The sequence below is a fragment of the Parasphingorhabdus litoris DSM 22379 genome, assembly GCF_020906275.1.
GTDB lineage: Bacteria > Pseudomonadota > Alphaproteobacteria > Sphingomonadales > Sphingomonadaceae > Parasphingorhabdus > Parasphingorhabdus litoris.
Map to the genome: position 1 here is coordinate 2,245,037 of NZ_CP086727.1, position 25,089 is coordinate 2,270,125.

Annotated in this window: 26 protein-coding genes; 10 read left to right on the plus strand and 16 right to left on the minus strand. The window is 53.3% G+C overall.

The features are described from left to right. The first annotated feature begins 189 nt into the window (after positions 1-189). Positions 190-1,683 carry an amidophosphoribosyltransferase gene (purF, locus tag BS29_RS10785; RefSeq protein ID WP_229953659.1) on the plus strand — a complete coding sequence of 498 codons (1,494 nt, stop codon included), beginning with the start codon at positions 190-192 and terminating at the stop codon, positions 1,681-1,683. A gap of 27 nt (positions 1,684-1,710) precedes the next feature. Further along, positions 1,711-2,412 carry an SDR family NAD(P)-dependent oxidoreductase gene (locus BS29_RS10790; RefSeq protein WP_229953660.1) on the plus strand — a complete coding sequence of 234 codons (702 nt, stop codon included), beginning with the start codon at positions 1,711-1,713 and terminating at the stop codon, positions 2,410-2,412. On the opposite strand, the gene BS29_RS10795 is transcribed toward BS29_RS10790, so the two are convergent. The 7 genes from BS29_RS10795 to BS29_RS10825 form a co-directional block, all read right to left on the minus strand. After that, entirely contained in the window at positions 2,405-3,637 is a 1,233-nt protein-coding gene (locus BS29_RS10795) for a serine hydrolase domain-containing protein (RefSeq protein WP_229953661.1), read from the minus strand. The genes BS29_RS10790 and BS29_RS10795 overlap by 8 nt on opposite strands. Positions 3,638-3,650: 13 nt before the next feature. After that, a complete protein-coding gene (locus BS29_RS10800; protein WP_229953662.1) occupies positions 3,651-4,907 on the minus strand; it encodes an SAM-dependent methyltransferase in 1,257 nt (418 codons plus the stop codon). 66 nt (positions 4,908-4,973) lie between these two features. After that, positions 4,974-5,756, minus strand: coding sequence for an SDR family oxidoreductase (locus BS29_RS10805; protein WP_229953663.1), 783 nt, complete (start codon positions 5,754-5,756; stop codon positions 4,974-4,976). Between the two features lie 159 nt (positions 5,757-5,915). Then, the gene (locus BS29_RS10810; RefSeq protein WP_229953664.1) at positions 5,916-7,307 is read right to left on the minus strand and encodes a cryptochrome/photolyase family protein; all 1,392 of its coding nucleotides are present in this window, start codon (positions 7,305-7,307) and stop codon (positions 5,916-5,918) included. Beyond that, complete coding sequence (locus tag BS29_RS10815; RefSeq protein ID WP_229953665.1) at positions 7,304-8,326, minus strand: metal-dependent hydrolase; 1,023 nt, start codon at positions 8,324-8,326, stop codon at positions 7,304-7,306. Before BS29_RS10815 ends, BS29_RS10810 begins: the two co-directional genes overlap by 4 nt. Positions 8,327-8,533: 207 nt before the next feature. Beyond that, entirely contained in the window at positions 8,534-9,562 is a 1,029-nt protein-coding gene (locus BS29_RS10820) for a 2-oxoacid:ferredoxin oxidoreductase subunit beta (RefSeq protein WP_229953666.1), read from the minus strand. Then, entirely contained in the window at positions 9,559-11,448 is a 1,890-nt protein-coding gene (locus tag BS29_RS10825; RefSeq protein ID WP_229953667.1) for a 2-oxoacid:acceptor oxidoreductase subunit alpha, read from the minus strand. The genes BS29_RS10820 and BS29_RS10825 overlap by 4 nt, the downstream gene beginning before the upstream one ends. A gap of 200 nt (positions 11,449-11,648) precedes the next feature. Here BS29_RS10825 and BS29_RS10830 point away from each other — a divergent pair, with 200 nt between their 5' ends. The 3 genes from BS29_RS10830 to BS29_RS10840 are packed head-to-tail and all read left to right on the plus strand — an operon-like array spanning position 11,649 to position 14,060. Further along, the gene (locus tag BS29_RS10830) at positions 11,649-12,593 is read left to right on the plus strand and encodes an alpha/beta hydrolase (RefSeq protein ID WP_229953668.1); all 945 of its coding nucleotides are present in this window, start codon (positions 11,649-11,651) and stop codon (positions 12,591-12,593) included. After that, positions 12,590-13,078: an RNA pyrophosphohydrolase gene (locus BS29_RS10835; RefSeq protein WP_229953669.1), complete on the plus strand. Its 489-nt coding sequence runs from the start codon at positions 12,590-12,592 to the stop codon at positions 13,076-13,078. Before BS29_RS10830 ends, BS29_RS10835 begins: the two co-directional genes overlap by 4 nt. 31 nt (positions 13,079-13,109) lie before the next feature. Continuing rightward, the gene (locus tag BS29_RS10840; protein ID WP_229953670.1) at positions 13,110-14,060 is read left to right on the plus strand and encodes a DUF481 domain-containing protein; all 951 of its coding nucleotides are present in this window, start codon (positions 13,110-13,112) and stop codon (positions 14,058-14,060) included. Between the two features lie 65 nt (positions 14,061-14,125). On the opposite strand, the gene BS29_RS10845 is transcribed toward BS29_RS10840, so the two are convergent. The 5 genes from BS29_RS10845 to BS29_RS10865 all read right to left on the minus strand — a co-directional run bounded on the left by BS29_RS10845 (position 14,126) and on the right by BS29_RS10865 (position 19,167). Then, entirely contained in the window at positions 14,126-14,659 is a 534-nt protein-coding gene (locus BS29_RS10845) for a tetratricopeptide repeat protein (protein ID WP_229953671.1), read from the minus strand. An 84-nt stretch (positions 14,660-14,743) separates the two neighbouring features. Beyond that, positions 14,744-15,922, minus strand: a complete 1,179-nt coding sequence (locus BS29_RS10850; protein ID WP_229953672.1) for an RsmB/NOP family class I SAM-dependent RNA methyltransferase — start codon at positions 15,920-15,922, stop codon at positions 14,744-14,746. Further along, entirely contained in the window at positions 15,919-16,128 is a 210-nt protein-coding gene (locus BS29_RS10855) for a hypothetical protein (RefSeq protein ID WP_229953673.1), read from the minus strand. Before BS29_RS10855 ends, BS29_RS10850 begins: the two co-directional genes overlap by 4 nt. A 12-nt stretch (positions 16,129-16,140) precedes the next feature. Continuing rightward, positions 16,141-17,607 carry an IMP dehydrogenase gene (gene guaB / locus BS29_RS10860; protein ID WP_229953674.1) on the minus strand — a complete coding sequence of 489 codons (1,467 nt, stop codon included), beginning with the start codon at positions 17,605-17,607 and terminating at the stop codon, positions 16,141-16,143. 63 nt (positions 17,608-17,670) lie between these two features. Further along, on the minus strand, positions 17,671-19,167 hold the full coding sequence (locus BS29_RS10865; protein ID WP_229953675.1) for a M28 family peptidase: 1,497 nt from the start codon (positions 19,165-19,167) through the stop codon (positions 17,671-17,673). A 133-nt stretch (positions 19,168-19,300) separates the two neighbouring features. On the opposite strand from BS29_RS10865, the gene BS29_RS10870 reads away from it, so the two are divergent. Both BS29_RS10870 and BS29_RS10875 read left to right on the plus strand, forming a co-directional pair. Further along, positions 19,301-20,263, plus strand: a complete 963-nt coding sequence (locus BS29_RS10870; protein ID WP_229953676.1) for an SPFH domain-containing protein — start codon at positions 19,301-19,303, stop codon at positions 20,261-20,263. Positions 20,264-20,274: 11 nt separating this feature from the next. Next, positions 20,275-20,733, plus strand: a complete 459-nt coding sequence (locus BS29_RS10875; protein WP_229953677.1) for an NfeD family protein — start codon at positions 20,275-20,277, stop codon at positions 20,731-20,733. A 31-nt stretch (positions 20,734-20,764) separates the two neighbouring features. Here BS29_RS10875 and BS29_RS10880 read toward each other — a convergent pair whose 3' ends face one another. Together BS29_RS10880 and BS29_RS10885 are read right to left on the minus strand one after the other, a co-directional pair. Continuing rightward, entirely contained in the window at positions 20,765-21,145 is a 381-nt protein-coding gene (locus BS29_RS10880; protein ID WP_229953678.1) for a hypothetical protein, read from the minus strand. A 27-nt stretch (positions 21,146-21,172) separates the two neighbouring features. After that, a complete protein-coding gene (locus tag BS29_RS10885) occupies positions 21,173-21,751 on the minus strand; it encodes a DUF937 domain-containing protein (RefSeq protein WP_229953679.1) in 579 nt (192 codons plus the stop codon). A gap of 233 nt (positions 21,752-21,984) precedes the next feature. Between BS29_RS10885 and BS29_RS10890 the strand changes: the two genes are divergently transcribed. The 3 genes from BS29_RS10890 (at position 21,985) to BS29_RS10900 (ending at position 23,903) form a co-directional block, all read left to right on the plus strand. Then, a complete protein-coding gene (locus BS29_RS10890) occupies positions 21,985-22,350 on the plus strand; it encodes a DUF3597 domain-containing protein (RefSeq protein ID WP_229953680.1) in 366 nt (121 codons plus the stop codon). A gap of 51 nt (positions 22,351-22,401) precedes the next feature. Next, the gene (locus tag BS29_RS10895; RefSeq protein ID WP_229953681.1) at positions 22,402-23,067 is read left to right on the plus strand and encodes a uracil-DNA glycosylase; all 666 of its coding nucleotides are present in this window, start codon (positions 22,402-22,404) and stop codon (positions 23,065-23,067) included. Between the two features lie 125 nt (positions 23,068-23,192). Further along, a complete protein-coding gene (locus BS29_RS10900; RefSeq protein WP_229953682.1) occupies positions 23,193-23,903 on the plus strand; it encodes a hypothetical protein in 711 nt (236 codons plus the stop codon). Here the strand turns inward: BS29_RS10900 and aguB are convergent. Both aguB and BS29_RS10910 read right to left on the minus strand, forming a co-directional pair. Beyond that, positions 23,876-24,727 carry an N-carbamoylputrescine amidase gene (gene aguB, locus BS29_RS10905; protein ID WP_229953683.1) on the minus strand — a complete coding sequence of 284 codons (852 nt, stop codon included), beginning with the start codon at positions 24,725-24,727 and terminating at the stop codon, positions 23,876-23,878. The two genes, BS29_RS10900 and aguB, sit on opposite strands and share 28 nt — an antisense overlap. Positions 24,728-24,734: 7 nt before the next feature. After that, complete coding sequence (locus tag BS29_RS10910; RefSeq protein WP_229953684.1) at positions 24,735-25,085, minus strand: DUF3147 family protein; 351 nt, start codon at positions 25,083-25,085, stop codon at positions 24,735-24,737. Between the last annotated feature and the right edge of the window lie 4 nt (positions 25,086-25,089).

The window sequence follows — 25,089 nt, forward strand, 5'->3', positions numbered from 1 at the left end:
AACTAGGGTTCCAAAGCCGGACGTGCAACGCAAAACTGGCCTTTATGCCGTGAGAACTCCTCTCGCTGAATATTTATGATATTTTTATGACCAAGGGGGAAGACAAAGCACAGATTCAAATCTATATCCCTGCCATCCCCTGCTGGCGTTACTAGGACGCGTTTATTATGGGCAGCAATAAGGTGCGATATGCTTACAACCCATCCGTTTGATGATGACAAGCTGCGTGAAGAATGTGGCGTTTTTGGTGTAGCCGGGGTCGAAGATGCCGCAGCGATGGTTGCGCTGGGGCTCCACGCCTTGCAACATCGTGGGCAGGAAGCCGCTGGCATCACTTGCCGCAATGGGCGCGAATTTTATAGCCATCGCGCTCTTGGCCCCGTTGCCGGAAATTTTGATAGTCAGGAAGTCATGGACAAACTGCGCGGGGATTATGCCTGCGGCCATGTCCGATACTCGACCACCGGAGCCGGTACTTTACGGAACATCCAACCGCTGGAAGCAGACCTCGCTTCTGGCGGTTTTGCTATCGCCCATAATGGCAATATTTCCAATGCCTTGAAACTGCGGGAAGAGCTGGTGCGCAATGGATCGATTTTCCAATCGACCAGCGACACGGAAGTCATCATCCACCTGCTGGCGACATCGAAATACCGTACGCTACTGGACAAATTTATTGATGCCTTGCGAAAAGTGGAAGGCGCGTACTCCCTGATTTGCATGACTCCGGAAGGTATGATCGCCTGCCGGGATCCTTTGGGTATTCGCCCCTTGGTTATTGGCAAGATCGGCGATGCTTATGTGTTTGCCTCCGAAACTGTTGCCCTTGATCTAGTTGGCGCAGAATATGTGCGAAGCGTAGATGCAGGAGAACTCATCGTCGTCTCAAATGGCGAAATGCGTTCCCACAGACCATTTGGTGAAACAAATAGTCGACCATGTATTTTTGAGCACGTCTATTTCTCGCGACCTGATTCGATTGTCGATGGATCATCAGTTTACAGCGTGCGCAAAGAAATTGGCGCACAGCTGGCGATCGAAAACCCGGTGGACGCAGACTATGTTATTCCGGTTCCGGACAGCGGGACACCAGCAGCCATTGGTTATGCGGAACAGTCCGGCATACCATTTGAATTGGGCATAATCCGTTCCCATTATGTCGGACGGACCTTCATTCAACCCGGTGACGGTGTCCGCCATCTCGGCGTGAAGTTGAAGCATAATGCCAATCGGCCACTGGTGAACGGCAAGAAAATCGTGTTGATTGACGACAGCATCGTGCGCGGGACAACCAGTTTAAAAATCGTCCAGATGATGCGTGAAGCAGGTGCAGCGGAAGTGCACATGCGCATCGCGAGTCCGCCAACCATGCATAGCTGTTTCTACGGTGTGAACACACCAAAGCGGGAGAAACTACTAGCTGCGATGAAGTCCGTCGAACAGATGTGCGAATATATTCAAGCAGACAGCCTGTCCTTCATCTCTATCGATGGACTTTACCGTGCGGTTGGCGAAGAAACACGGCGCGATATTGAACCGCAATATTGCGACGCCTGTTTCACCGGCGCCTATCCCACGCCGCTAACCGATCAAGAAGGTCAGCAGCAACCAGATCAGCTAACGTTACTCAATGAAAAAGTCGGCACCAAAGAAACCCCGATACTCGCTGAACAAGTTGGGTAACCTTGACGTTTACAGGTAAATTTATCGATGAGCTTTGAAAACCAATTGGCGTTGGTCACTGGCGCAAGCCGGGGCATTGGCGCCGCAACCGCAATTGCCTTGGCCGCAAAAGGTGCGCATGTCATCTTGACCGCGCGAACCGCCAAAGACCTCGAAGAGGTTGAAGAAACAATTCATCAAGCGGGCGGTCATGCCACCATTGCGCCGCTGGATCTTACCGACGGAGATAGCATCGGCCGATTGGCCCAAGCGATTTCAGAGCGCTGGGACGCACTTGATATCCTGGTGCTGAACGCTGCCATGCTTGGCACTTTGACTCCGGTTCCAGCGATTGACGGTAAAGAGTTTAACAATGTTCTGACGCTCAACCTGATCGCACAACAAGCTTTGATTGCCGCTTTCGATCCGATGATGCGCAAGAGCGAAGATGCGCGCCTACTCGCGATAACCAGCAGCGTGGGCCGGTCTCCCCGCGCCTTTTGGGGCGCTTATGGAGCTTCCAAAGCCGCGCTCGAAACACTGGTTGTCAGCTATGGCGAAGAGATGCGCAACCTTGGCAAATTGCGCACTGCGATTATCAACCCGGGCCGGACGCGCACCAATATGCGGGCAAGCGCCTATCCCGGCGAAGATCCGCAATCCGTCAAGCCACCTGAGGTCGTGGCCAACCGGATGGCGGAAATTCTCGCCAGCGATTTTGAAACTGGCGAGACTTTCGATATCAATTAGCAGCCGCCGTTTCGGTTGCTTTTCCACCCTCTGAATCCAGATAGGCTTTGACCGCATTGAAAAAGGCAATGCGTTGAGCGCCCTGCTCTTCAGGGGTAGCGCTAGGCCAATTGCTATTACTGGCAACCACCAGCTGGCGCGCAGGATCGATGAAAATACCTTGCCCGAAAATACCTTGGCCAGCAAAGCTGCCATCATCAAATGTCCACCATTGATAACCATAGCCACGGCCTGGAACGTCGATATCGGCCTGTTTGGTTCCAGCCTTGGCAAACCATCCATCCGGTACGATCGACTCGCCATCAATCATACCGCCATTCATTGCGAACTGACCAAAAAGCGCATAGTCCCTGACGGTCGCGGAAATACAGCAACCGCCGATCTCCTTGCCTCCTTCATTGAGCAGCCATTCCCCATCCTGTGACATGCCATAGGGTGCCCAGACTTTTTCAGAGAGATATTCGGATATGGTCTTGCCAGTCGCCTTGGCTACCAGCACTCCAATCAGATTGGTTTCGCCGGTATTATATTGCCAGCGCGTGCCGGGTTCGGCCTCGTTTTCCAGAGTTTTCATATAGACAATGATCGGATCGACACCATCCACCGGTTTTGTATTGTTGAACAGCGCGACATCGGATTTGGGATCGGCATAATCCTCGTTCCATTTAACACCGGAGGTCATGGTCAAAAGCTGCTCTACTGTTACCCCGTCATAGCCGCTGCCTTTCAGCTCCGGTATGTAATCGGTGAGCGGATCATCGATAGACTTGATAAAGCCGTCTTTGATTGCCGCGCCAACAAGTGTCGACACCAGTGATTTGGCGACAGAGAAAGATGTCCAGCGATCATCTTTGCCGAGATCCATGCCGTATTTTTCCAACCGGATTTTGCCATCCTGCAATATCACAATGCCAGCCGTTCGTTGATCCGCCATATATTGGTCAACCGATAGCACCTCGCCATCCACCTCAAATTCTGTCGGAAGTGCTTCGCCCTGCTCCAGCGCTTTCGGCGCGTCGCCAGCCGCGATCGTGTTCGATGGCACCAGCGTATCCATCATCCGAAAGGCCTTGTTGCGCTGATCATCGGTCCAGAACAGGATATTCTTATCGGTGGGCAGACCGGCCGCATCCGCCGCGACCTCCTTGACCTTCTCGCAACCTGGCAATGCCAAACATAGGCCAACACCTGTCATCGCCAGCGTCAGCTTCTTACCTAAACCCATCGTCCACTCCTGTTCATATTTTTATCAAAGTCACTTGTGAGACGTTAATGCCGCCCCCACTGAACCCGCCTTCACAATAGGTCAGGTAGTAGCGCCACAACCGCACAAAACGTTCATCAAAGCCCGCTGGCAATTTGCCTTGCTCAACAACCGCTTCGAAACGCTCACGCCAGAGGCGAAGTGTTTTGGCATAATCAGCCCCGAAGTCTTGTTTGTCCGACCAGGTCAGCCCACGTTCCTCAGCCAGTGCGCGAAAGCGGCTTTCGGACAGCAACATGCCACCAGGAAAAATATAGGTCTGAATAAAGTCTGCGCTGGCTGCATATTGCTCAAAAATATCATCGGCGATGCTGATATATTGGATCCCCGCGCGACCACCGGATTTCAGATTACGTGCCACACAATCGAGAAAGTCGGGCCAATATTTCTGCCCCACTGCCTCAACCATTTCGACGCTGGCGATTGCATCATATTGACCATTTACATCGCGATAATCCTGGATCAGAAAATTCGCCTCGGGATGATGCTGGCGCGCCCATTCGGTTTGCTCATCGGACAAGGAAATGCCGGTTACATCCAGCCCATGATCCCTAGCCAAAGTGCCGGACAGATATCCCCACCCACAGCCGATCTCCAAAACTTTCTGACCGGGCTTGGTGCCAAGACGATTTGCCATCGCCGCCACCTTCTTCGCCTGTGCTTCTTTTAGCGTCTTCGCCTTTCCGGCCGAATCCTCAAACAATGCGCTCGAATAGCTCATGCTTTCATCAAGCCACAGGCGGTAGAAGTCATTGCCCAGGTCATAATGATATTGGATATTCTGCCGCGCCCGTGCCTTGTCATTGCGTCGCCGAAAATGGCGCAACTTCGCAATCAGGCGAAAGATACCAGCAGCGCGGCCCGTATCTTTCAATCCCGCACGGTTGCGTGTGAACAGGTCAAATACCGGAACCAGGTCCGGACTTTCCCACTCGCCCAGTTCCCAAGCACGGTACCAGCCGACCGAACCGCTGTTCACGAGACGCAGCAAAGCATTCCAGCTATGGATGATGATTTCGGCCATCGGCCCTTCGCCCCGGCCGCCGACAATACGCGTCGTCCCATCGGGTAATTTCCCCTCAAAGGTTCCGTAGTCCAGACCTGTATCGATCCGGTCCAATATCCGATGAAAGCCGGGAGCGGTGAGCCGCGCGAGCAATCCGCCCCCTGTGCCGAAGCGCTTGCGCGCATCGAGCAGGTGCTTTCCTCTTTTTGGTGCCTCCGCATTCATGGGGCAGATATGGACCAGCGGTAACTACTTGGCAATGCGTTACTATCCTTATCCTTCGCGATTGGATTAAGAACCCGGCGCGGCTGCCGATCCAGCCAATATACCTCCATCGATGGTCATTTCGGTGCCGGTAATATAGCGCGCTTCATCCGAAGCCAGCAGCACAGCGATCGCGGCCACTTCCTCGGCCTCGCCAAATCGCTGCATCGGCGTATCCTTTACCATAGCAGCAATCGCAGCCTCTCTCTGTTCACCCTCACCCAGCATCGGTTCCCACATAGGTGTCATGATCGCCGCCGGATGAATCGAATTGCATCGGATGTTGAGTCCCAATTGCGCACAATAGAGCGCCACGGACTTGCTGTGATTGCGGATGGCGGCTTTCGACGAGGCATAAGCCGCAGCGCCCGGAATTCCGACCATGCCAGAACGGGACGAGATGTTGATGATCGAGCCCGCACCCTTTTCCTTCATAGCCCGGATCGCGTAGCGGCAGCCCATGAAGGTGCCGTCCAGATTGATCCGATGGACCGCGCGCCAGTCTTCCAGCGACGCATTTTCCGGATCATGGGGCGCCAAGCCCGCTTCAAATCCGGTAATCCCGGCATTGTTGACGACGACGTCCGCCGTGGGATGCAGCTCAGCCAGATGGTCCCAATCCGCCTCCTTTTCGACGTCTAGGACAAGAGTGGGACTTCCCAATTCCTGTCCAGCCTGCGCCAATGTTTCGGCGTCCTTATCGGTCAGAAGGACCGACGCCCCCTCGTCGATAAAGGCCTTGGCAATCGCTTTGCCAATGCCGCGAGCAGCACCGGTGATAACGCAAAATTTTCCTGATAGTCTGTGCATAAAAGATCCTGAATATAGGTGTCAAAATATCCAGCCCGGCGGACTGAAGGGTTTCATTTTGATTTGCCCGAAGGCGACCTACTTATTCATCGACCTGATATCCTCTTTTCGATTGTCCGGATGAATAAGCAGTTATTTCAGCCATTACAATCCCTTCTGTCATTTCACTTTTGCATAGGCGTCGAGCGCCCGCGCGCGCGCCTCTTTGTGCGCTATGATCTTTGAACGATAGCTTGGCGGTTTAGCCCCGCTTTCCTCGGGATCATGGATATAGGGATCGCTGACATCCACCAGCTCCGGCACCCATTTGCGGATATAATCACCTGCATTGAATTTCTCTGATTGGGTCAATGGCGCCATGATGCGAACGAACATATTGCTGTCGACTCCGGTCCCTGAGGTCCACTGCCAATTGACGCTGTTTGACGCAAAATCGGCATCGACCAGAGTGTCCCAGAACCATTTTTCACCCTCGCGCCAGTCGATCAGCAAATGTTTGATCAGGAAGCTCGCCGTGATCATTCGAACCCGGTTGTGCATCCATCCTGTTGCCCATAACTCCCGCATGCCGGCATCGACAATCGGATAACCGGTCTGACCGCGACACCAGGCGTCATAATCCTTGCGAACCTTAGGGTCAGATATATCGCGCCACGGGAACGCCCGGAATTTTTCGCGATAGCTTTCCCCGCCATATTGCGGGAATTGCTGAATGACATTCTGCGCATAATCCCGCCAGACAATCTCTTTCAGATAGGTTTCCACTTTAGCGCCCTGCCCAGCAATCCGGTTCCAGATCGTCGCTGGGCTCATTTCCCCGAAATGCAGATGCGGAGACAGGCGGGACACCAATTGTTCGGATGGCAGATTGCGGCCTTCATCATATTGTACCGCTTTATCGACAAAAGCCTCAAGACTATCCTGCGCGGCTTGCTCACCCGGTGTCCAATGGTCGGTAAATCCCTTTGCCCAGTCGGGTTTGGTTGGTAGCAAATTCCAGTCGTCCAGAACATCGCTGTCCGGCCAGGCATCGGGGGAATCCAGTGCCTTTGGCGGTGCCATCGCTGGCGCCGGCGGCATCCGCTCGTTCAGGGATTTCCAGAATGGCGTATAGATTTTGTACGGACCACCACTGCCGGTTTTCAATGTGCCCGGCGGCAGCAGATAATTGCCATGGTGCAGGACGAGTTCAGCATTATCATTCAGTTTGGCCCGTAAGTCCTTCTGCGCATTGAGCCACCAAGGTTCGTAGTGATGCAGCGCGTGGATTTCTGTTGCGCCATGTTCCGCGGCCAATTCCGCCAAAATATCAGCCGCCTTGCCGCGCCGTAAGACCAGCCGTGATCCTTTGGCCCGCAGGTCGGTGTCGAGAGATTTCAGGCTATGATGCAACCACCAGCGCGAGGCTCCGCCCATTATGCGGTGTTTGGGTGTCTCATCGTCGAGGACATAGACCGGCATGACCGGGCCTTGAGCGGCGGCCGCAGCAAAGGCGGCTTGGTCAGAAAGGCGCAGGTCGCGGCGAAGCCAGACTATCGTCGGTGCGATCATTTGCTGCCAGTGCCTCGAACCGCTTTCGTCGGGTCAATCTTGGGTGGCATGGTAGTCCGCACTGTGAAGCGGTCCTTCACCAAAGGATCGCGAAACCGCATATCTGCTAGATCCAGCACCAGCCTACCAGCATTATCTGGATCATCACTTTGCTGCAACACAGGCATCCGCGCCCAGAAGAGAAAGGCCAATGCGTCGGGATCCGCTTTTTTGGCGTCTGCGATCATCTGCTCAGACGCATCATTAACAATCAATTCGCCTTTCCAGTAAAAAAGCTCAGGGTCAAAAAGGTCGAATATCGTTTCACCGTAGGCCGTGCCGTTCTCATCCACCATTTGCCAGATCATGTCCCGGCGCCAGAATGTGACAGGCATCGGATTGGCGACGACTTGGGCCGGTTGCTGGCCTGTTCGCTGTTCGACAGCCAAAGCCGTATCCGCCTCTGCCTTGCCGGTAATCAATCCATTGGCAAAAATATACGCACAAATCACGGTAAAGCTCACCCATGCCGGCCGCTGCCAGTCATCCCTGCCCTTTTTCTCGCGCCGCCTGGATATCCAGACGCCGATGATCAGCGCGGCCCATATCCAGATATCGATGATGAAGATGCTGTCGCCATAATACCATTGCGAGGAGAAAGGTTCGAGCAGGCGGACACCATAGCTGTTAAGCCAATCCAGCGCAGGATGGCTGAGGCAGCCGATATAGGCCAAGGCCAGCAACCAGCCTTTGTGAATCGGCAAGCGATCGGTTGGCCGTTTGCCGCGCTTGGTTTGCCAGCGATCAAACCACAGCATGAAGCCAGTCAGCAGTAACGGCAATATCACCATCGCAATCGGGCCGTGCGTAATACCGCGGCGGATAGCGAGATGTTGGACGCCGCCGAGCAGCGTTGCGAACGCATCAATATCAGGAATATTGGCCGCGATTATCAAGGTCGCCATGCCCAGGCCGGTTTTCTTCTTCAAACCAAGCTGACCGAGAACGGCGCCGGCAAGACTGTGAGTCAGATTATCCATGCGACCGAAAGCCGCCTAAACCGGATCGAGAAATTATACATATTATACGCAAAACGGGGGTCATCTTCGGTTGAACTGTTTCATATGAGCGACGAAATGTCCGTTCAGAATCGCCCCACCCCATAGCGTGACGAAAGGGCTGATACCCTGACAGCATGCTGGCAAAGCAAATCCTACATTGCAAGCATCAAGTGCTGGAAAAGGCCGCTAAAGTTCTGGCCCGTCCTCGGTCACGGTCCAGGTCTGACCTTTGTTGAGCAGCGCTTGCAGATCCGCCTTCTTGCCTTCTGCTGCCTGCGCATTTTGCTCAACGACAGCGCCTTCAAATGTCGGACGCGGGTCATCATAGAGCACGCCGATAGCCATCGGGAATTCCCCGAACGGCATTTCAATGAGCATATGCGCGACCGAACGATTGGTCACATCATGGACAATCACATTGGCTGCCTGCCAATCGCCATCTACCACATCGACCACTTTCAGCGACAAGGTTTCACGGTCCAGCGTGATGCCTTTTTCGCCTTTTTCAAACAGCATCGGCTCACCATCGGCGAGCAGGAGCTGAGTAGAAGCAGCGGTTTTCTTGGCCGCAAATTCCTCGAACACGTCTTTATTATAGACGATACAGTTCTGAAAAATCTCGATAAAAGCAGCACCCTTGTGCGTATGGGCGGCTTTCAAGACATTGGTCAAATCCTTGTGGACATCAATGCCGCGCGCAATGAACCGTGCACCTGAACCCAATGCAAAGGCGCAAGGGCTAGCGGGCCGGTCGACCGAGCCATAAGGCGTGGACGGCGTATTGGTTCCCACCCGAGATGTCGGGGAATATTGCCCCTTGGTCAGGCCGTAAATCTCATTGTTAAACAGCATGATCTGGCAATCCAGATTGCGCCGCAACAGATGCATCGTGTGGTTGCCGCCGATGGACAGCGCATCGCCATCACCGGTGATGATCCAGACATCGAGGTCCGGATTGGCCAACTTGGCACCCGTCGCCACTGCAGGCGCGCGGCCGTGGATCGTGTGGAAACCGTAAGTTTCCATATAATAAGGAAAGCGAGAAGAGCAGCCGATCCCGCTGATAAACAACGTATCTTCTGGGCGCACGCCCAAATCAGGCATGGTCCGCTGAACCGCTTTCAGGATCGCATAGTCACCGCAACCCGGGCACCAGCGGACTTCCTGATCGGTTTCCCAGTCTTTCAGCGTCGTGATTTTTGTCATCTCGTTCATGACAGATTCTCCTCAATCGCCGCTTCAATTTCGGCAATGGTAAAGGGCTGGCCCGATACTTTGTTTACAGGCTTTGCATCGACCAGATATTGATCGCGCAATACGGTCTTGAGCTGCCCGGTATTCATCTCTGGTACGATGACCCGGTCATAGCTTTTCAGCAATTCGCCCAGATTTTTCGGCATCGGCCAGACGTTCCTGATGTGGATATGACTGACGTCTTTTCCAGCCTCTACTGCGCGGCGTACGGCCTGATGGATTGGTCCAAAGGTTGAACCCCAACCGACAACGGCCAGTTTCCCACCCGCCTTGCCCAGAGCCACATCCTGATCGGGGATGCTGTCTGCAACGCCCAATACCTTGTCACGCCTGATTTCAGTCATTTGCTGGTGATTGGCCGCGCCATAGTCGATATGGCCGGTATCAATGCCTTTTTCGATGCCGCCAATCCGGTGCATCAATTCCGGCGTGCCCGGTTTGATCCATGGCCGCGCGAGTTTTTCGTCGCGCGCATAAGGTTTCAATCCACCTTCCGGCATTTTATCCAGGAAGGTTGTAGGAAACGGTTCCAGCGTATCGACATCCGGAATCTTCCAGGGCTCAGCCGCATTGGCAATATAACCATCGGTCAGCAACATGACCGGCGTCATATATTGCACCGCTATCCGCACCGCTTCAATCGCACATTCAAATGCGTCACTTGGGGAGCGCGCGGCAATGACCGGCATGGGAGCATCGCCGTTGCGACCGTAAATGGCTTGATAGAGATCCGATTGCTCGGTCTTAGTCGGCAGACCGGTCGAAGGCCCACCGCGCTGTGAATTGACAATCACCAAAGGCAGCTCGGTCATGATCGCCAACCCCATGGCCTCGCCCTTCAGCGCGATGCCTGGACCGGATGAGGACGTAATGCCCAATTTGCCAGCATAGCTTGCGCCAATGGCGGCCGCGATTGCCGCAATCTCGTCTTCGGCCTGAAAGGTCGTAACGCCAAATTCTTTAAGCCGTGACAAGTGATGCAGAATCGCCGAGGCGGGCGTAATCGGATAGCCACCGAAGAACATCGGCAAATCAGCGAGCTGTGCACCTGCCACCAAACCAAGCGACAGAGCTTCTGCGCCCGTCACCGTACGATATTCACCCGGAGCTGACGGAGCAGCGCCTACTTTGCGTGTGGTCAAATGACCGCTGCCCAATCCGTCACCGGAAAGCTCGGCGGTTTCGCCGTAAGCATGACCCGCATTCAGTGCTGCAATGTTGGAATCAGCCACATCGGGCAATTTCGCAAACTTGGTCTTGAGCCAGTCGATAATCGGCTCACGCTCACGCTCGAACATCCAGAGCGCCAGACCCAGCGTCCACATATTTTTACAGCGCAGTGCTTCTTTATTGCCCAGTCCAAAGGGCTTCACCGCTTCGAGCGTTAGCGCAGAAATATCCAGCTTGAGCAATTGCCACTTGGCCAAAGAGCCGTCTTCCAGCGGATTATTTTCATATTTGGCTTTATCGAGATTGCGTTTCCCGAATTCACCTTCGTCGGCAATGATCAGACCGCCTTCACGCAATGCATCGACATTGGTCTTCAATGCAGCGGGATTCATCGCAATCAAGACATCAGGCTGGTCGCCCGCAGTCTCAATGGCGCGGCTACCAAAATTAATCTGAAAAGCGGAAACGCCGAAAAGCGTTCCCTGCGGTGCCCGGATTTCGGCCGGGAAATCGGGGAAAGTCGCCAGATCGCTACCCGCCAGCGCCGTCGACAATGTAAATTGCCCACCGGTAAGCTGCATGCCATCGCCGCTGTCACCAGCAAAGCGAACAACGACATTCTCCGCATTCGCTGGCTGGTTATTGTCTGAATCGTCCTGTTTAAGCGCCGTAGCCATATATAATTTCCGTACCCAAAACTCTTTAGAAGATGCGGTAAAGCACTTCTCCCCTCTGCTTCAAACCATAAAAACTACTAGGGATAAAGTTTTTGTTTGAAACGGGAGAAATAGATTACACCTTGCCTAGTGAACCTCGGCTGATCTACTCGCCACAAGTTCAGTAGCAAATCAATATGCAACAATACGGAGATTAGAGGATGACAACGGCTTTTGTGCGACCCGATACCCAGGCGATGTTGGCCATGCTGGAAACCGCGATGGAGGTTCCGATGGATCAAATGGAACCAGCGGCAGCGCGCGAAGTCTATGTGGGCATGCGTTTTCTGGTTGATGCAGAACCCACAGAATTGGCGGTTATCAAAGACCTGACCTGCCCGGGACCGGCGGGTGATATCAAGCTGCGCTATTATGACAAACGGGAAAGCCGTGAAGCAGGTCCAGCGATTATTTTCTATCATGGTGGCGGCTTTGTGATCGGTGATCTGGAAAGCCACCATCCCTTTTGTACCGAAATGGCGGCGCAGATGGATTTGCCTTTAATTGCTGTCGACTACCGGCTCGCCCCCGAAGCGCCCTTCCCTGCTGCGCCCGATGATTGTGAAGCGGCCACCCGTTGGATTGCAGAAAATGCCAAGACGGCGCTGGGCATCGAGATTGACGGCCTTATCCCTTGCGGTGACAGTGCGGGCGGTAATCTGGCGATTGTGGTGGCACAGGACTTGGCGAAAAACCCGGCAGTAGCCCCCGTCATTGCGCAGGTGCCGATTTATCCTGTTGTCGACAATAATGCTTCCGGCGGGTCTATGGAAGAATTTGCAGAAGGCTTTCTACTAACCAAGGACTCGATGGATTATTTCATGGGCCATTATGCCGGCGTCGTGGGCGATCCGCGATGCGATCCTATTCATGGCGATCTTGCCAGCAGCCCGCCGACTGTTTTGATCACCGGCGGTCTCGACCCTCTGCGGGATCAGGGCCGGGCCTATGCCGCCAAGCTGATCGAAGCGGGCGTGCCGGTCAACTTTAGCGAGGCGAAAGGCAATATTCACGGCCTCATCTGCTTGCGCAAAGGCATCCCTTCATCCCAGCAGGATGTCGATGGCCTGTGCAACGCCCTAAAAGGAACCTTGGCCGCTCTATGACCGATTTCAGTGAATTGCCTTATCGCCCCTGTGCAGGGATCATGCTGGCCGACACCAACGGGCGGGTCTTTGTCGGACAGCGTCTGGATGCGAAGACCAGCCGCTATCCCGATGCCTGGCAAATGCCCCAGGGCGGCATTGATAAAGGCGAAGACAGCGAATCCGCCGCCATTCGGGAACTGGAAGAGGAAACCGGCATAACCGCGCGGCATATTCAAATCATCGCGCGCAGCGCCGAAGAGCATTTATATGATTTACCGGACGAGTTGCTCGGCAAAATCTGGAAGGGGAAATATCGCGGTCAGCGCCAGACATGGTTTCTGATGCGGTTTACAGGTGAAGACAAGCATGTCAATATTGCCACAGACCATGCGGAATTCTCGGATTGGAAGTGGGCTGATCCATCAGAATTACCCGATATGATCGTGCCGTTTAAACGGGATCTTTACCGCGCGATTTTAAAGGAGTTTGGACCGCTGATCTGAGTATAGACCGGAATAGCCACGGGATTAGAGTATGTTGTACAAGATAGTTTGGCCATTTTCTCTGGCGGCTATTGGCTTCGTTTCGCCAGCCCAAGCGGCTCTCCCTGAACCTGTAAAAGCGATGATTGATGCCGCGATAGAATCCGGCAAAGACGCCGAAGTAAAATCAGTCATCAAGTTTGCCAAAATGACAAATCCCGAAGATGCGGCCGAAATTGATGCGATGATGGCCACGTATACCGCAAAGAAGGCACAGCTCGCGGCGGCTGATAAAAAGAAAAAAATGGAAGCGCCTTTTTTCAGCAACTGGAAAGGCGAAGGGGAGCTTGGCGGCTTTCGTAATACCGGTAATTCCAGCAATATTGGCCTTAGCGGCGGGATCAAACTCACCAAGGATGCGGTCGATTGGCGCCTGAAATTTCGGGCCCGTGCCGACTATCAACGCAGCAATGGCGTGACCAGCAGAGAGCAATATGCCGCTGCTCTGGAACCGGAATATAAGATCAACGATCGTCTGTTTATCTATGGCCTAGCCCAATATGACCGCGACCGGTTTCAGGGTTTTTCATCGCGCTACACGATTTCCGGCGGAATCGGCTATTCGGTTATAAAAGAGAAGGACATTTTCCTCGATCTGAAAGCCGGTCCGGCCTGGCGACTGACCGAATTTACCGATGGCGGATCGGATAGCAGTCTCGCTGGCTTGATTGGACTGGACCTCGGTTGGCAGATTGCGAAAAATCTCAAATTGACTCAGGGGGCAGGCGCCACCCTGGCCTCAGATGCGCAGAGCCTGACGAGCGCCAATGTTATTTTTTCGTCCGGCACAAATACACTGACCGCCACGACAGGACTTGATGCCAAGATAAATGGCAAGCTGAAAGCCCGCTTTTCCTATGCGATTGAGCATGAAACCAATCCACCGGACGGCCGCGAGAAAACCGACACACTCAGCCGAGCAACGTTGGTTTATGACTTTTAGGGATTTACGGCCGTTAAACGAAAATCACCTGGCCGAAAGGTCCGGATGATTGCGTTGATCGGGCTCTAGTTAGGCGTCGCCTCTTCCGATTTCTCATCACCAACTTTCGGTTTCGGTGTCACCGCTTGCGCCGACAGAACCGGCGTTTTTTCGGATGCCTGAATGACCGACGCAAGCTGCGTTGTTTGCGCACAGCGCGTACGGCACAGGGTTTCAATCCGCGAAAGATTGATTTTCGCCTTTTCGACCGCACCGCGCTGAACCAGCGCTTCGCCCTGCCCTGCCAAAGCATCCAGATTATTGGGGTCCAGGATTAGCGCCTCACGGTAAAAGCGAATGGCTTTACCGGGCAATTTCTGGACCCGTGCGATCTGGGCCAAGGCGATAAAAGCCGATCCATTGCGTGGGTCGACCGCCAAAGCAGTCTCGTAAAAATCTGTCGCCAGTTCGAGATCACCCTTTTTTTGCGCCGCTTCACCCCGTTCCATATAGGCAACCGAACGGGCCTTGATTTCTACGTCGGCCGATTGACCGAAACTGGCACTGGAAACAGTGGCCAAAACCAGGGACATCGCAAGGGCGGCGGGTGAAAAACGCATAATTAGCTCCAATAAAGACTCAGGCTTTCTAGCAGGCCCACCTGCACGTTCGGTGAACATGCTGGCACCTGTCATGATCTGCTATCACAATTTTTCAAGGCAGGTAAAATAAAAGCCATCCGTTCCGTCTTGATACGGGGTGAGTAGAGTTCCTTTACGATATGGCCGCCCTACCGGCAAATCAACCTCTATATCCCGCCATTCCGGATGGTTTTTAAGGAAAAACGCCGCCTGATCGCCTCCTTCTGCGTCGAGAAGCGAACAAACAGCATAGACCAGCCGACCCCCGGGAGCGACCATATTGCTAGCCAGTTCCAGCAGTCTCGCTTGCAATTTAACCGTCTGATCCAGGCGTTTCGGCGTCATTCGCCAGCGTAATTCCGGGTTCCGCCGCCAGGTACCGGTTCCCGTACAAGGGGCATCGACCAGCACCAAATCACATTTGCCCGCGAACGGGGCCAACGCTTCTTCCTCTTTCTTGGGAGACAATAATATTGTTTCAATATTGCGTACGCCCGATCGGTGCAAACGCGGCTCTATGCGGCTTAAACGGCTGCGATCCGTATCGGCAGCAATGATCCGGATATCATCTGGCAGTTGCGCGGCCAATCCAAGCGTTTTGCCCCCTGCCCCCGCGCACATATCCAAAACCAGCCTTGGTTCCCTTGGCAGACAGGCAGCCACAATCGCCTGACTGCCCAGATCCTGAATTTCTATCTGACCGCTAATATAAGCCTTGCTGTTCTCGACCTGTGTTCCTGTTGGCAAGCGATAGGCATTGGGCAAAACCAAATCTTCGATCTCGGGCCATGTGCCCTTTATGACCCCAGTGTCACCTTTTTTTGGATTCAGGCGGATATCCAGCGGTGCGCGGCCAAATAATGCCGCCTTCTCTTTGTCATCAATTAAGGCAGTAAATCGGGCCGAAAGCCAATTTGCGACAAAATTACCACCAGCGCGATCTTCATCATCCGTCAGCGCAGCAGGTCCATAAGCTGATCCATCGAACAATTCCCGTAATTCGGGTTGCTCCTCAGCCAATCCTGCCATAGCGGCGCGCCCACTAGCTGGCCGATCACCGAAACGCCGGATCGCGGCATAGACATGTTCGCGGATCGCTCGGCGGTCTTTCGAGCCTGCATAGCGGCGCGCTTTGAAGAATTTTTTTGCGATATTGTCGGCTGATGCGCCATTATCCCGTGCTGCGATTATGATTTCGTCGAGCAGTTCAATAGCCGCTTGCAGGCGCGCAGAGGGGGTCATTCGGTGATACGGCTGTCTTTGTTCAAGCAATGAAACTGCGTTTGAATATCAGCGCCGTATTTCTTCGTCGCATCCTCTATGGCTATAGCGGCATAGTCCTTACAGGCGGCCACAGTCTCGAAGGTTTCAATAGTCCATAAGGGTTCGGTCTGATCCTGCCCATCGGGCCAAACCAGCAATAAAAAAAAGACTTTCAGTTCGACCATCAGCCGGCCCCTTTAACGCGTTGGATAGTTGGGCGCTTCCCGTGTGATGGAAACATCATGCACATGGCTTTCCTGCAGGCCAGCATTGGTAATCCGCACAAATTCCGCCTTTTCACGCAAGTCCTGCAAGGTTTCAGCGCCAGTATAGCCCATGGCCGCTTTCACACCACCGACCAGTTGATGCACGACATCACCCGCTGGACCTTTAAAGGGGACTTGTCCCTCAATACCTTCGGGCACCAGTTTCATCTGATCCTTGATATCCTGCTGGAAATAGCGATCGGCAGAACCGCGCGCCATGGCGCCAACCGATCCCATGCCGCGATAACTCTTATAGGCGCGCCCCTGATAGAGGAATGTCTCACCCGGCGCTTCTTCCGTTCCGGCGAGCAGAGACCCGACCATGACCGACGATGCACCGGCGGCCAGCGCCTTGGCAACATCACCAGATGTTCTGAGGCCGCCATCTGCAACAATAGGTATTCCAGATTTGGCCGCTTCTTCTGCGCAATCCATAATCGCCGTCAATTGCGGTACGCCGACGCCAGCAACAACCCGGGTTGTACAAATCGATCCCGGACCAATGCCAACCTTGATCCCGTCAGCCCCCGCATCGATCAGCGCGCGCGTTGCAGCTGCGGTGGCAACGTTTCCGGCAATAATTTGCGTCTGGTTAGAGCGTTTCTTGACCTCTTCGACGGCTTTCGACACCATTTTACTGTGACCATGGGCCGTATCGATAACCACCAGATCACATTCAGCGTCAATCAAAGCTTCGGTCCGCTCTAGGCCCGCATCGCCAACCGTGGAAGCCGCCGCCACACGCAAACGTCCCGTGCTGTCTTTGGTCGCATCAGGATAGGTTACCGCTTTTTCGATATCCTTGACGGTAATCAGACCAACACAGCGGTAGCTGTCATCAACCACCAACAGTTTTTCGATACGTCTTTGATGCAGCATCCGGCGGGCTTCTTCCTGACTAACGCCGACAGGAACCGTAACCAGATCATTCTTGGTCATCAGTTCGGAAACCGGTTGCCGGGGGTTTTCCGCAAAACGGACATCGCGGTTGGTCAAAATGCCAACCAGTTTGCCGCTTTGCTCAACCACGGGAATACCGGATATTTTGTTCTGCAACATGGTTGCCTCGGCATCGGCCAGGGTCGCGTCCGGAGCGATGGTGATCGGATTGACGACCATACCGGATTCAAAACGTTTCACCTGCCGGACAGCAGCAGTCTGTTGCTCCAGCGTCAGGTTGCGATGAAGCACGCCAATGCCGCCCATTTGCGCCATGACAATTGCCATATCCGCTTCGGTCACCGTATCCATAGCCGAAGACAAAACAGGTATATTCAGCGCAATTTCCTTGGTCAGCCAGGTCTGCGTATTGGCTTGGCTGGGCACAATATCCGATGCACCGGGTTGCAGCAGAACATCATCAAATGTTAGTCCGGTTCGGATTTCTCTGCTGCTCATGGAATACCACTTTCTGATGTGCTGAATTTGATTCTGTGGCGGCCCATGTAATCAGTTCTGTAACTAATCGCCAGCACTATTCGCTGCACTATTTGGTGCATTTTTCGCTTTGTAAGTTTCCACGTTGCCGAAATAGCGACCCAGCGCCACATGAAAATTGGCATCGTCCACTGCACCGCCCAGCAACAGCTGATCATCCAGCTCATCGCTGGCGTCATGATAACGCCCCTCCAGATAGCTATCGAGCCGTTTCTGGTCCGAAAAAGCACTGGTAATCATGAAAGCCGGAATATTCCGTTCCAGGAAGACATATGCATCCTGACGTTTGATAAACGCATTGGCTTTGTCGGTTTTGTCGATCTTCCGATCATGAGCAGCTGCCACTTTTTCCAAATCTTCGTCCAGGTCAGTTTCCCCGCGTCCTACCACGGCGATGAGCTTGCCATTCGGCGCCAAGGCCACTGTATCTGCGTTAAATACTGCCACCAGACGATCAATTTGAAAACTGGGGTTTTCCGCAAAGGCGCGCGCACCGAGCAATCCGCTTTCTTCGGCTGTTGTAGCCAGAAAATAGATATCCCGGTCAGACTTTCCATCAGTCAGACGCTTGGCTGTTTCGATCAGCAAGGATATCCCGCTGGCATTATCGACCGCTCCATTGCAGATACGATCATCCGCATTTTTCGGGCCGCATTCGCCAAGATGATCCCAATGGCCCAGAAACAGGACAGCACCGCTTGCCGGATCACGTCCAGCAATTTTTCCTATAACATTGTGCGAAACATAAGACCGCACCTGCGTCTCGGCACTGAGGTCCGCATATATGTCCAGCAACAGCGGTTGAAATATTTCCGATTTGGCTTCGTCGCGCAGATCTTCCGCATCCAGATCAACTTTACGAAGCAACTTGGTAACGGCTTTCCAGCCTATAATCCCTTCCATATCAGCATGTTTGCCTTCACCATCCAGGCTGGTATTGGCGGTGCGAAAACGCCGTGCCGCGCGTGCAAAACGGGACTCACTTTTGATCACTGTAATCACACCGGAAGCACCTGCGGCGATAACATTCGCCTTTCGTTCACGATATCCGGGAAAACCATTTACACCTGGCCGGGAAGAGAGAAACATAAGAGCAAGTTTGCCCGAAATGACGGGTTCCATCTCTTCAACTGTCTGATTGCCGTAGCCAAGGTGGACCAGCGGTATATTTGAAAGGCTCGAAATTGGCTTAGCTCCACGCAGCAATAGCTGATCATCGTCTATGCGTACGGACTTAACCCTCTTTCCGTTGTCATACTGAAACGCAAAACTTTCGCTCAACGATGTCCGATCCACCAATGCCACCGGTGCGTACCAGGAATCTGCACCAGCCGCTGGTTGTAGGCCAGCCTTTCGCCACTCGGTTGCAATATAATGAACCGTTTTGTTCTCGCCGATGGTGCCCGGTTTCCGGCCAGCGAAACCATCGCTCGCCAATATTTCAATATGCCCCCGCAAATCATCTTCCAATATTTCGCCTGCTGCACTTTCAGCATGAGCCACAGAGGGCTGTAAAAACATCAGGGTAGCAATGAAAAGGGGGAAACGCATAGCCTTTGATAACCTTATTTTTCAGCAAAATATTCGCTTTTTCCTTGGCATTATTCGGTAAATAATCAATGATATTCGAACTTGATTTTGGAGGGCTTAGCAGATGGAATTCACAGCCGCATTTTTCTTTTTCCTTTTGGTGATCATTTATCTGGGCGCAAGCATCAAGATTGTTCGCCAGGGTTATGAGTATACGATCGAATATTTTGGGCGTTTCACCACCATTGCTAAACCCGGGTTCAATTTCTACCCCGCATTTTTCTATCGCGTTGGTCGGAAGATCAATATGATGGAGCAAGTGCTCGATATTCCGGGCCAGGAGATCATCACCAAAGATAACGCGATGATCTCAACCGACGGCGTGGTATTTTTCCAGGTATTGGAAGCTGCCAAAGCCGCTTATGAAGTGAATGATCTCTACAACGCGATCCTCAATCTGGTGACCACCAACCTGCGTACCGTTATGGGCTCGATGGATCTCGATGAAACCCTTTCCAAACGTGATGAAATCAATGCCCGCCTGTTGACCGTGATCGACGATGCCACCACCCCATGGGGCATAAAAATTACGCGCGTCGAGATTAAGGATATTCGCCCGCCACAAGATATCGTCAACGCCATGGCCACACAGATGAAAGCGGAACGTGAAAAGCGCGCCAACATATTGGACGCCGAAGGTGCCCGTGCGTCAGAAATTCTGCGTGCGGAAGGTGAAAAGCAAGGTGAAATCTTGCAGGCTGAAGGTCGCAAGGCATCCGCTTTCCTCGATGCAGAGGCGCGGGAACGCGCTGCTCAAGCTGAAGCAAAGGCCACCGAAATGGTTTCGCAGGCCATTGCCACCGGCAATGCGCAGGCCATCAACTATTTTGTCGCTCAGGAATATGTCAAAGCCGTCGAAAAATTTGCGGTATCACCAAATGCCAAGACCATATTGTTCCCGGTCGAAGCGACACAGCTTATGGGTACGTTGGGCGGCATCGGCGAGTTGGCGAAAGAAGCGCTCGGCGATGATGGCCCCAGTAACAACGCTCCCAAACCGCGCCGCAAAGGTCCGTTTGAACAATAAGGCGACTAAACATGGATATCATTGAACAGATAATGTCGCTGGAATCGCACTATCACTGGCTGATAATCGCGCTGTTGCTCGGTATCGGTGAAATATTGGTACCGGGTGTATTCCTGATCTGGTTGGCTGCTGCTGCCGCCATAACCGGCTTCGTGGCGATGTTCATCGACATCACCGTTGCAGGTCAATTCACATTGTTCGGTTTGCTGTCACTGGCGTCCGTATTTTTCGGTCGGCGATGGTATCTGACCAACAAGGTTGAGAGCGAAGATCCCCTGCTCAATGATCGGTCCGCGCGATTGGTCGGGCAGACGGTTACTGTGGTCGAGGCTATTAGCGCAACGAGCGGCCGTGCCAAAGTTGCCGATGGCGAATGGCCAGCGACTGGACCAGATATGAAAAAAGGGACCACCGCGCGTGTTGCGGCTGTTGAGGGCGGCGTCCTCCAGCTTGAAGTGCTGGAGGACTAAAACCGCTCTTTCTGTCTGAACGGGACAGAGCCTATTTCTTGAAGAAACCTTTGGCCATATCCGTAATATCATTCAGCGGATTGCCATCGCCATCGCGATCGAGAAAGCTACCGACTTTGCCGAGAATTCCATCCTCGCCGCCCAGCTTCTCCATCAATCCGCCTTCGCCGTCCAGACCGGCCTTTTCCGCCATGGCGGGCATCAAACCTTTCAGCTTTTCAGCGTCAACACCCGCCTCAGCGGCCGCTTCCTTGATGGCTGTCGCCTTGTCGACGCTGCCGTCCTGCAGCTTGGTGAAAAGGGCTTCACCACCGGATTTCAACTCTTCCGCCGACATACCGACTTTCTCAGCCATGGATTCCAAATTTACATTGTCGGGCAACATGCCCAGTGCACTATCCAGCAATCCCATCTTCTATCTCCTTTAGTTGATCAACAATTAACGGGTCAGTTTGCCCGCCATACCGATGATATCGTCGAGCGGGTTTCCATCACCATCCAGATCCAGTAGTGAACCCAAACCGCCAAGGCCGCCAGAGGATGCATTGGAACCGCCACCAAGCAGTCCGCCGATAAGGCCGCCCAGGCCGCCGCCTCCACCGCCAGCGCTTTCACCGCCCTGTTTTGCCATATAGCCAGCAACCATCATCGCAACGATGGGAAGCATCTTCTTCAGCAGATCGCTGCTAATTCCGGTTTGCTGCTCGGCACCGGCCGCAACCGTCCGGCTGACTTCTTTCGATCCGAATATCTGACCAAGGACTTCATTGCCCTGGCTCACTGGCGTAGGCTGCGTACCAATAACACTGTCGAGCAGTCCTCCACCGCCCAGTTGACCCAACAGGCCGCCTAGTCCATCCAGGCCATTGGGCTGCGCCTGTGTTGTCTTTTTGAAACCGCCCAAAACGGCAGGAAGCAAGGCGGCAGCACCGGCTTGCGCAACACTTTCATTAATGCCCAATTCCTTGGCCATGGTGCCAATGCCACCTGATTGCTGCAAGATTTCTAAAATACTCATACCCGTCTCCTTTGACTCTATCAGCCTTGCCATTGATTCTGTTTATCGAGTCGATAGTAGCATGTTTTTCGCTTTAGAATCGGGATTTCAAAAGCTTTACGAGTGTTTACACACCTGTTTACTGCAAGCTCCGTAAAAATCAGCAACTGGCATTTGACTCCTGCCGACGTAGCTCCGAAGAAAGAGGACAAGGATAGCAAGTATATCCCCCATGAAAAAAGAGGAGCATGATCATGAGTATATTTGGAAAAATTAAAAGTGCGATTTTCGGCGGTGAAGCAAAGGCAGCTGAGCCCGAAGCGGCGGCACCGGCAGCCGAAGCGGCCCCTGTGGCTCGCGCAGCCATATCCGAAGTCGACGTGACGGCTCGTTTGGACAATATCCCTGGTGCTGACAAATTAAACTGGCGCACCTCGATTGTGGATTTGATGAAGCTCGTCCAGATTGACGCGAGCTATGAGAACCGCAAAGCCCTGGCACAAGAACTCGGCAATGCAGATTATAGCGGATCGGCAGAAGACAATATCGCACTGCACAAGCGCGTTATGTCAGAAATTGCAGCCAATGGCGGTATTGTTCCGGCTGAACTGAAAGACTGATTTTTCAGTCCTTTGCTGGACGTAGTGTCCAAATGATTTTAGGCGGGGGCTATGAGTGATCATGGCCCCCTTCCTTTTGCCGAAGCGCCGAAAAACTGCCTTCGCTGCCCTAGGCTAGTCAGCTTGCGCAAATCGCTGCGCAAAGACCAACCCGAATGGTGGAACGCGCCAGTTCCAGCCTTTGGCGACCCCAATGCGTGGCTCGCGATCGTTGGTCTCGCACCGGGAAAAGAAGGTGCAAACCGCACCGGCAGACCCTTTACCGGCGACGCATCCGGAGATCTTTTGTTCGCCACGCTGGACCAAGTTGGCCTCTCCAATGGTACCTTTCAATCGCGTGCAGATGACGGCGTGACCCTCAAAGGCACCATGATCTTAAATGCCGTCAAATGCCTGCCGCCAGAGAACAAACCCAATGGCGCGGAAATTAACAACTGCCAGCCCTATCTGATCAAGGCTCTGGATGGTTTACCCAAATTGAGAGTCATTCTAGCCCTGGGAAAAATCGCTCATGACAGCGTGATCCGAATGACTGGCGGTAGACTTGCGGAACATAAGTTTGCGCATGGTGCCCAACATAGCTTGCCTGCCGGCCGTGTTCTCATCGACAGCTACCATTGCAGCCGCTACAATGTGAACACCAAGCGATTGACCGCTGAAATGTTTGAAGCGGTTTTCCGTAAAGCTCTGTCCTGGCATGAAAGGGATGGCGCATAGTCAGCAAGGGTAGTGAAAGCTCTATGAAATTTTCCGGCATGTTTTTCTGCTGTTTAGCAGTAGCAGTTTTTGCACTTTCAGCGCCAGTTGCCGAAGCGCAGCACGGCCTCGGACAGATTCAACTTATGCCCCGCAATCATCATGTTTCTGGCCGAGGTTTTGGCGGCTTCACACAAGATGCCCAATTTAGCATGGATGAACATGGCTGCGTATTATACTCGATCTTTAGGGACGCGCCCGTCGCCAATCGTCCCGCTTTTCCTCTGCCTATTTTGGGCAGCCGGTTTTCCCGGCACTGCATTTATGCCGCACCGACCAATATAATATCTTCCTATAGAACATTCTTCATCGTTCCGCCGGATGATATAGCTTTCTGGAAAGAAAACACGCGCAACGACGCTCCGTTGTTCGGCTACATACCGGCGCTGTCATACGAAACCGGGGTTTATAACAAAGCGCTAGACCAAATGCGCCGGCTTGAGACCGACATTGATCGACAGCCATATGATCGCGCGATCATGCTCCGTATCCTCCTGAATACAGATAAAAAGAATCTCGATGACATTTATGCCAGGCGTTGGGCGCGTCCCACGCAAATAGACGGAATTGATAATATTTTTCCGGTTCATATGACTTTTCGAAATCTTGAAGTGGCGGGCGCTGCGGACCAGCAGAGAATATTGGAAGACGCGCTTCACACGATTGGCGTCCGCTGGTTAACGCGCGACAAATCTCTCAACGGAATGTTAGATGTAGGCTATGCCGAAGAGATGATGATCGAAGAGTTCATCACACAAGGTTCGAAAGACTATCGATCCTCAACCAATCTCCCGTAAAGCTCCGGCCGACGGTCCCGGAAAAATCCCATACCAGCGCGATGCTTGCGCGCCTGGTCCAGATCAAATGATGCCACCAGCACACCGCTGTCTTTTGCACCATATTCCAGCACTAAGTCGCCCCATTCATTGGCAATGAAGCTGTGGCCGTAAAAGCTCTGCCCTTCCTCTTTCCCAATGCGATTGCTTGCGACCACTGGCATACAATTGCTCACTGCGTGCCCCTGCATGGCGCGCCGCCACATCCGGCTCGTATCAAGATCCGCATCATAAGGCTCTGAACCGATCGCGGTGGGATAGAACAGTATTTCGGCACCTATCAAAGCCATTGCTCGTGCAGTCTCGGGATACCATTGGTCCCAGCATATGCCGACGCCTATGGTAGTGCCGAATACGTCCCAGACTTTGAAGCCGCTATTGCCCGGACGAAAATAGAATTTTTCTTCATAGCCTGGCCCGTCCGGAATATGACTTTTGCGATATATACCCATGATCTCGCCACCCGGATCAATCATGGCGATACTGTTGTAATGATGCGGTCCATCACGTTCAAAGAAACTGGCCGGGATCGCCACGCCCAATTGCCTCGCGAGCTTTTGCATCGCCTGCACCGGCGCGCTGTCCTGCACCGGTTTAGCGAGTGCGAACAAGGCCTCATCTTCGGTCTTGCAAAAATAGGGGCCAGCGAAAAGTTCCGGTGGCAATATGATCTGCGCGCCCTGCTCTGCCGCTTCGGCAACATGTGCACTAACCGCTTCGATATTCTCTGTTTCATTGCCATTTAGGGACAACTGCAAAGCAGCAACTGTGATATTCTCTGTCATGGAGAGCTCATAACTTGATGCCGAAACGAGCCGCAATCGGAATTGTGGCGACATACAATAATATCGTGACCAATATGCCTGCCGACAGAGAAGCCCAGAAATTTATCCCCTGCCGCAACATCAGCGGGATGATAAGAAACATGGGCAAGCTGGGAATGACATAGAAGAAAGTCGCCTGTACGTGACCCGCAAGCAATTCGGTATCACCGGTATCCCGCCACAACCAGATCATTGCCAATATCGAAATGAGCGGCAATGAAGCAATCAGTGCCCCCATGGCTGGATAGCGCCGGGCAATGATTGCGACTATCGCCACAATCACCCCGGATACTATCGCCCGGACGGCAAATTCACCCATGGAT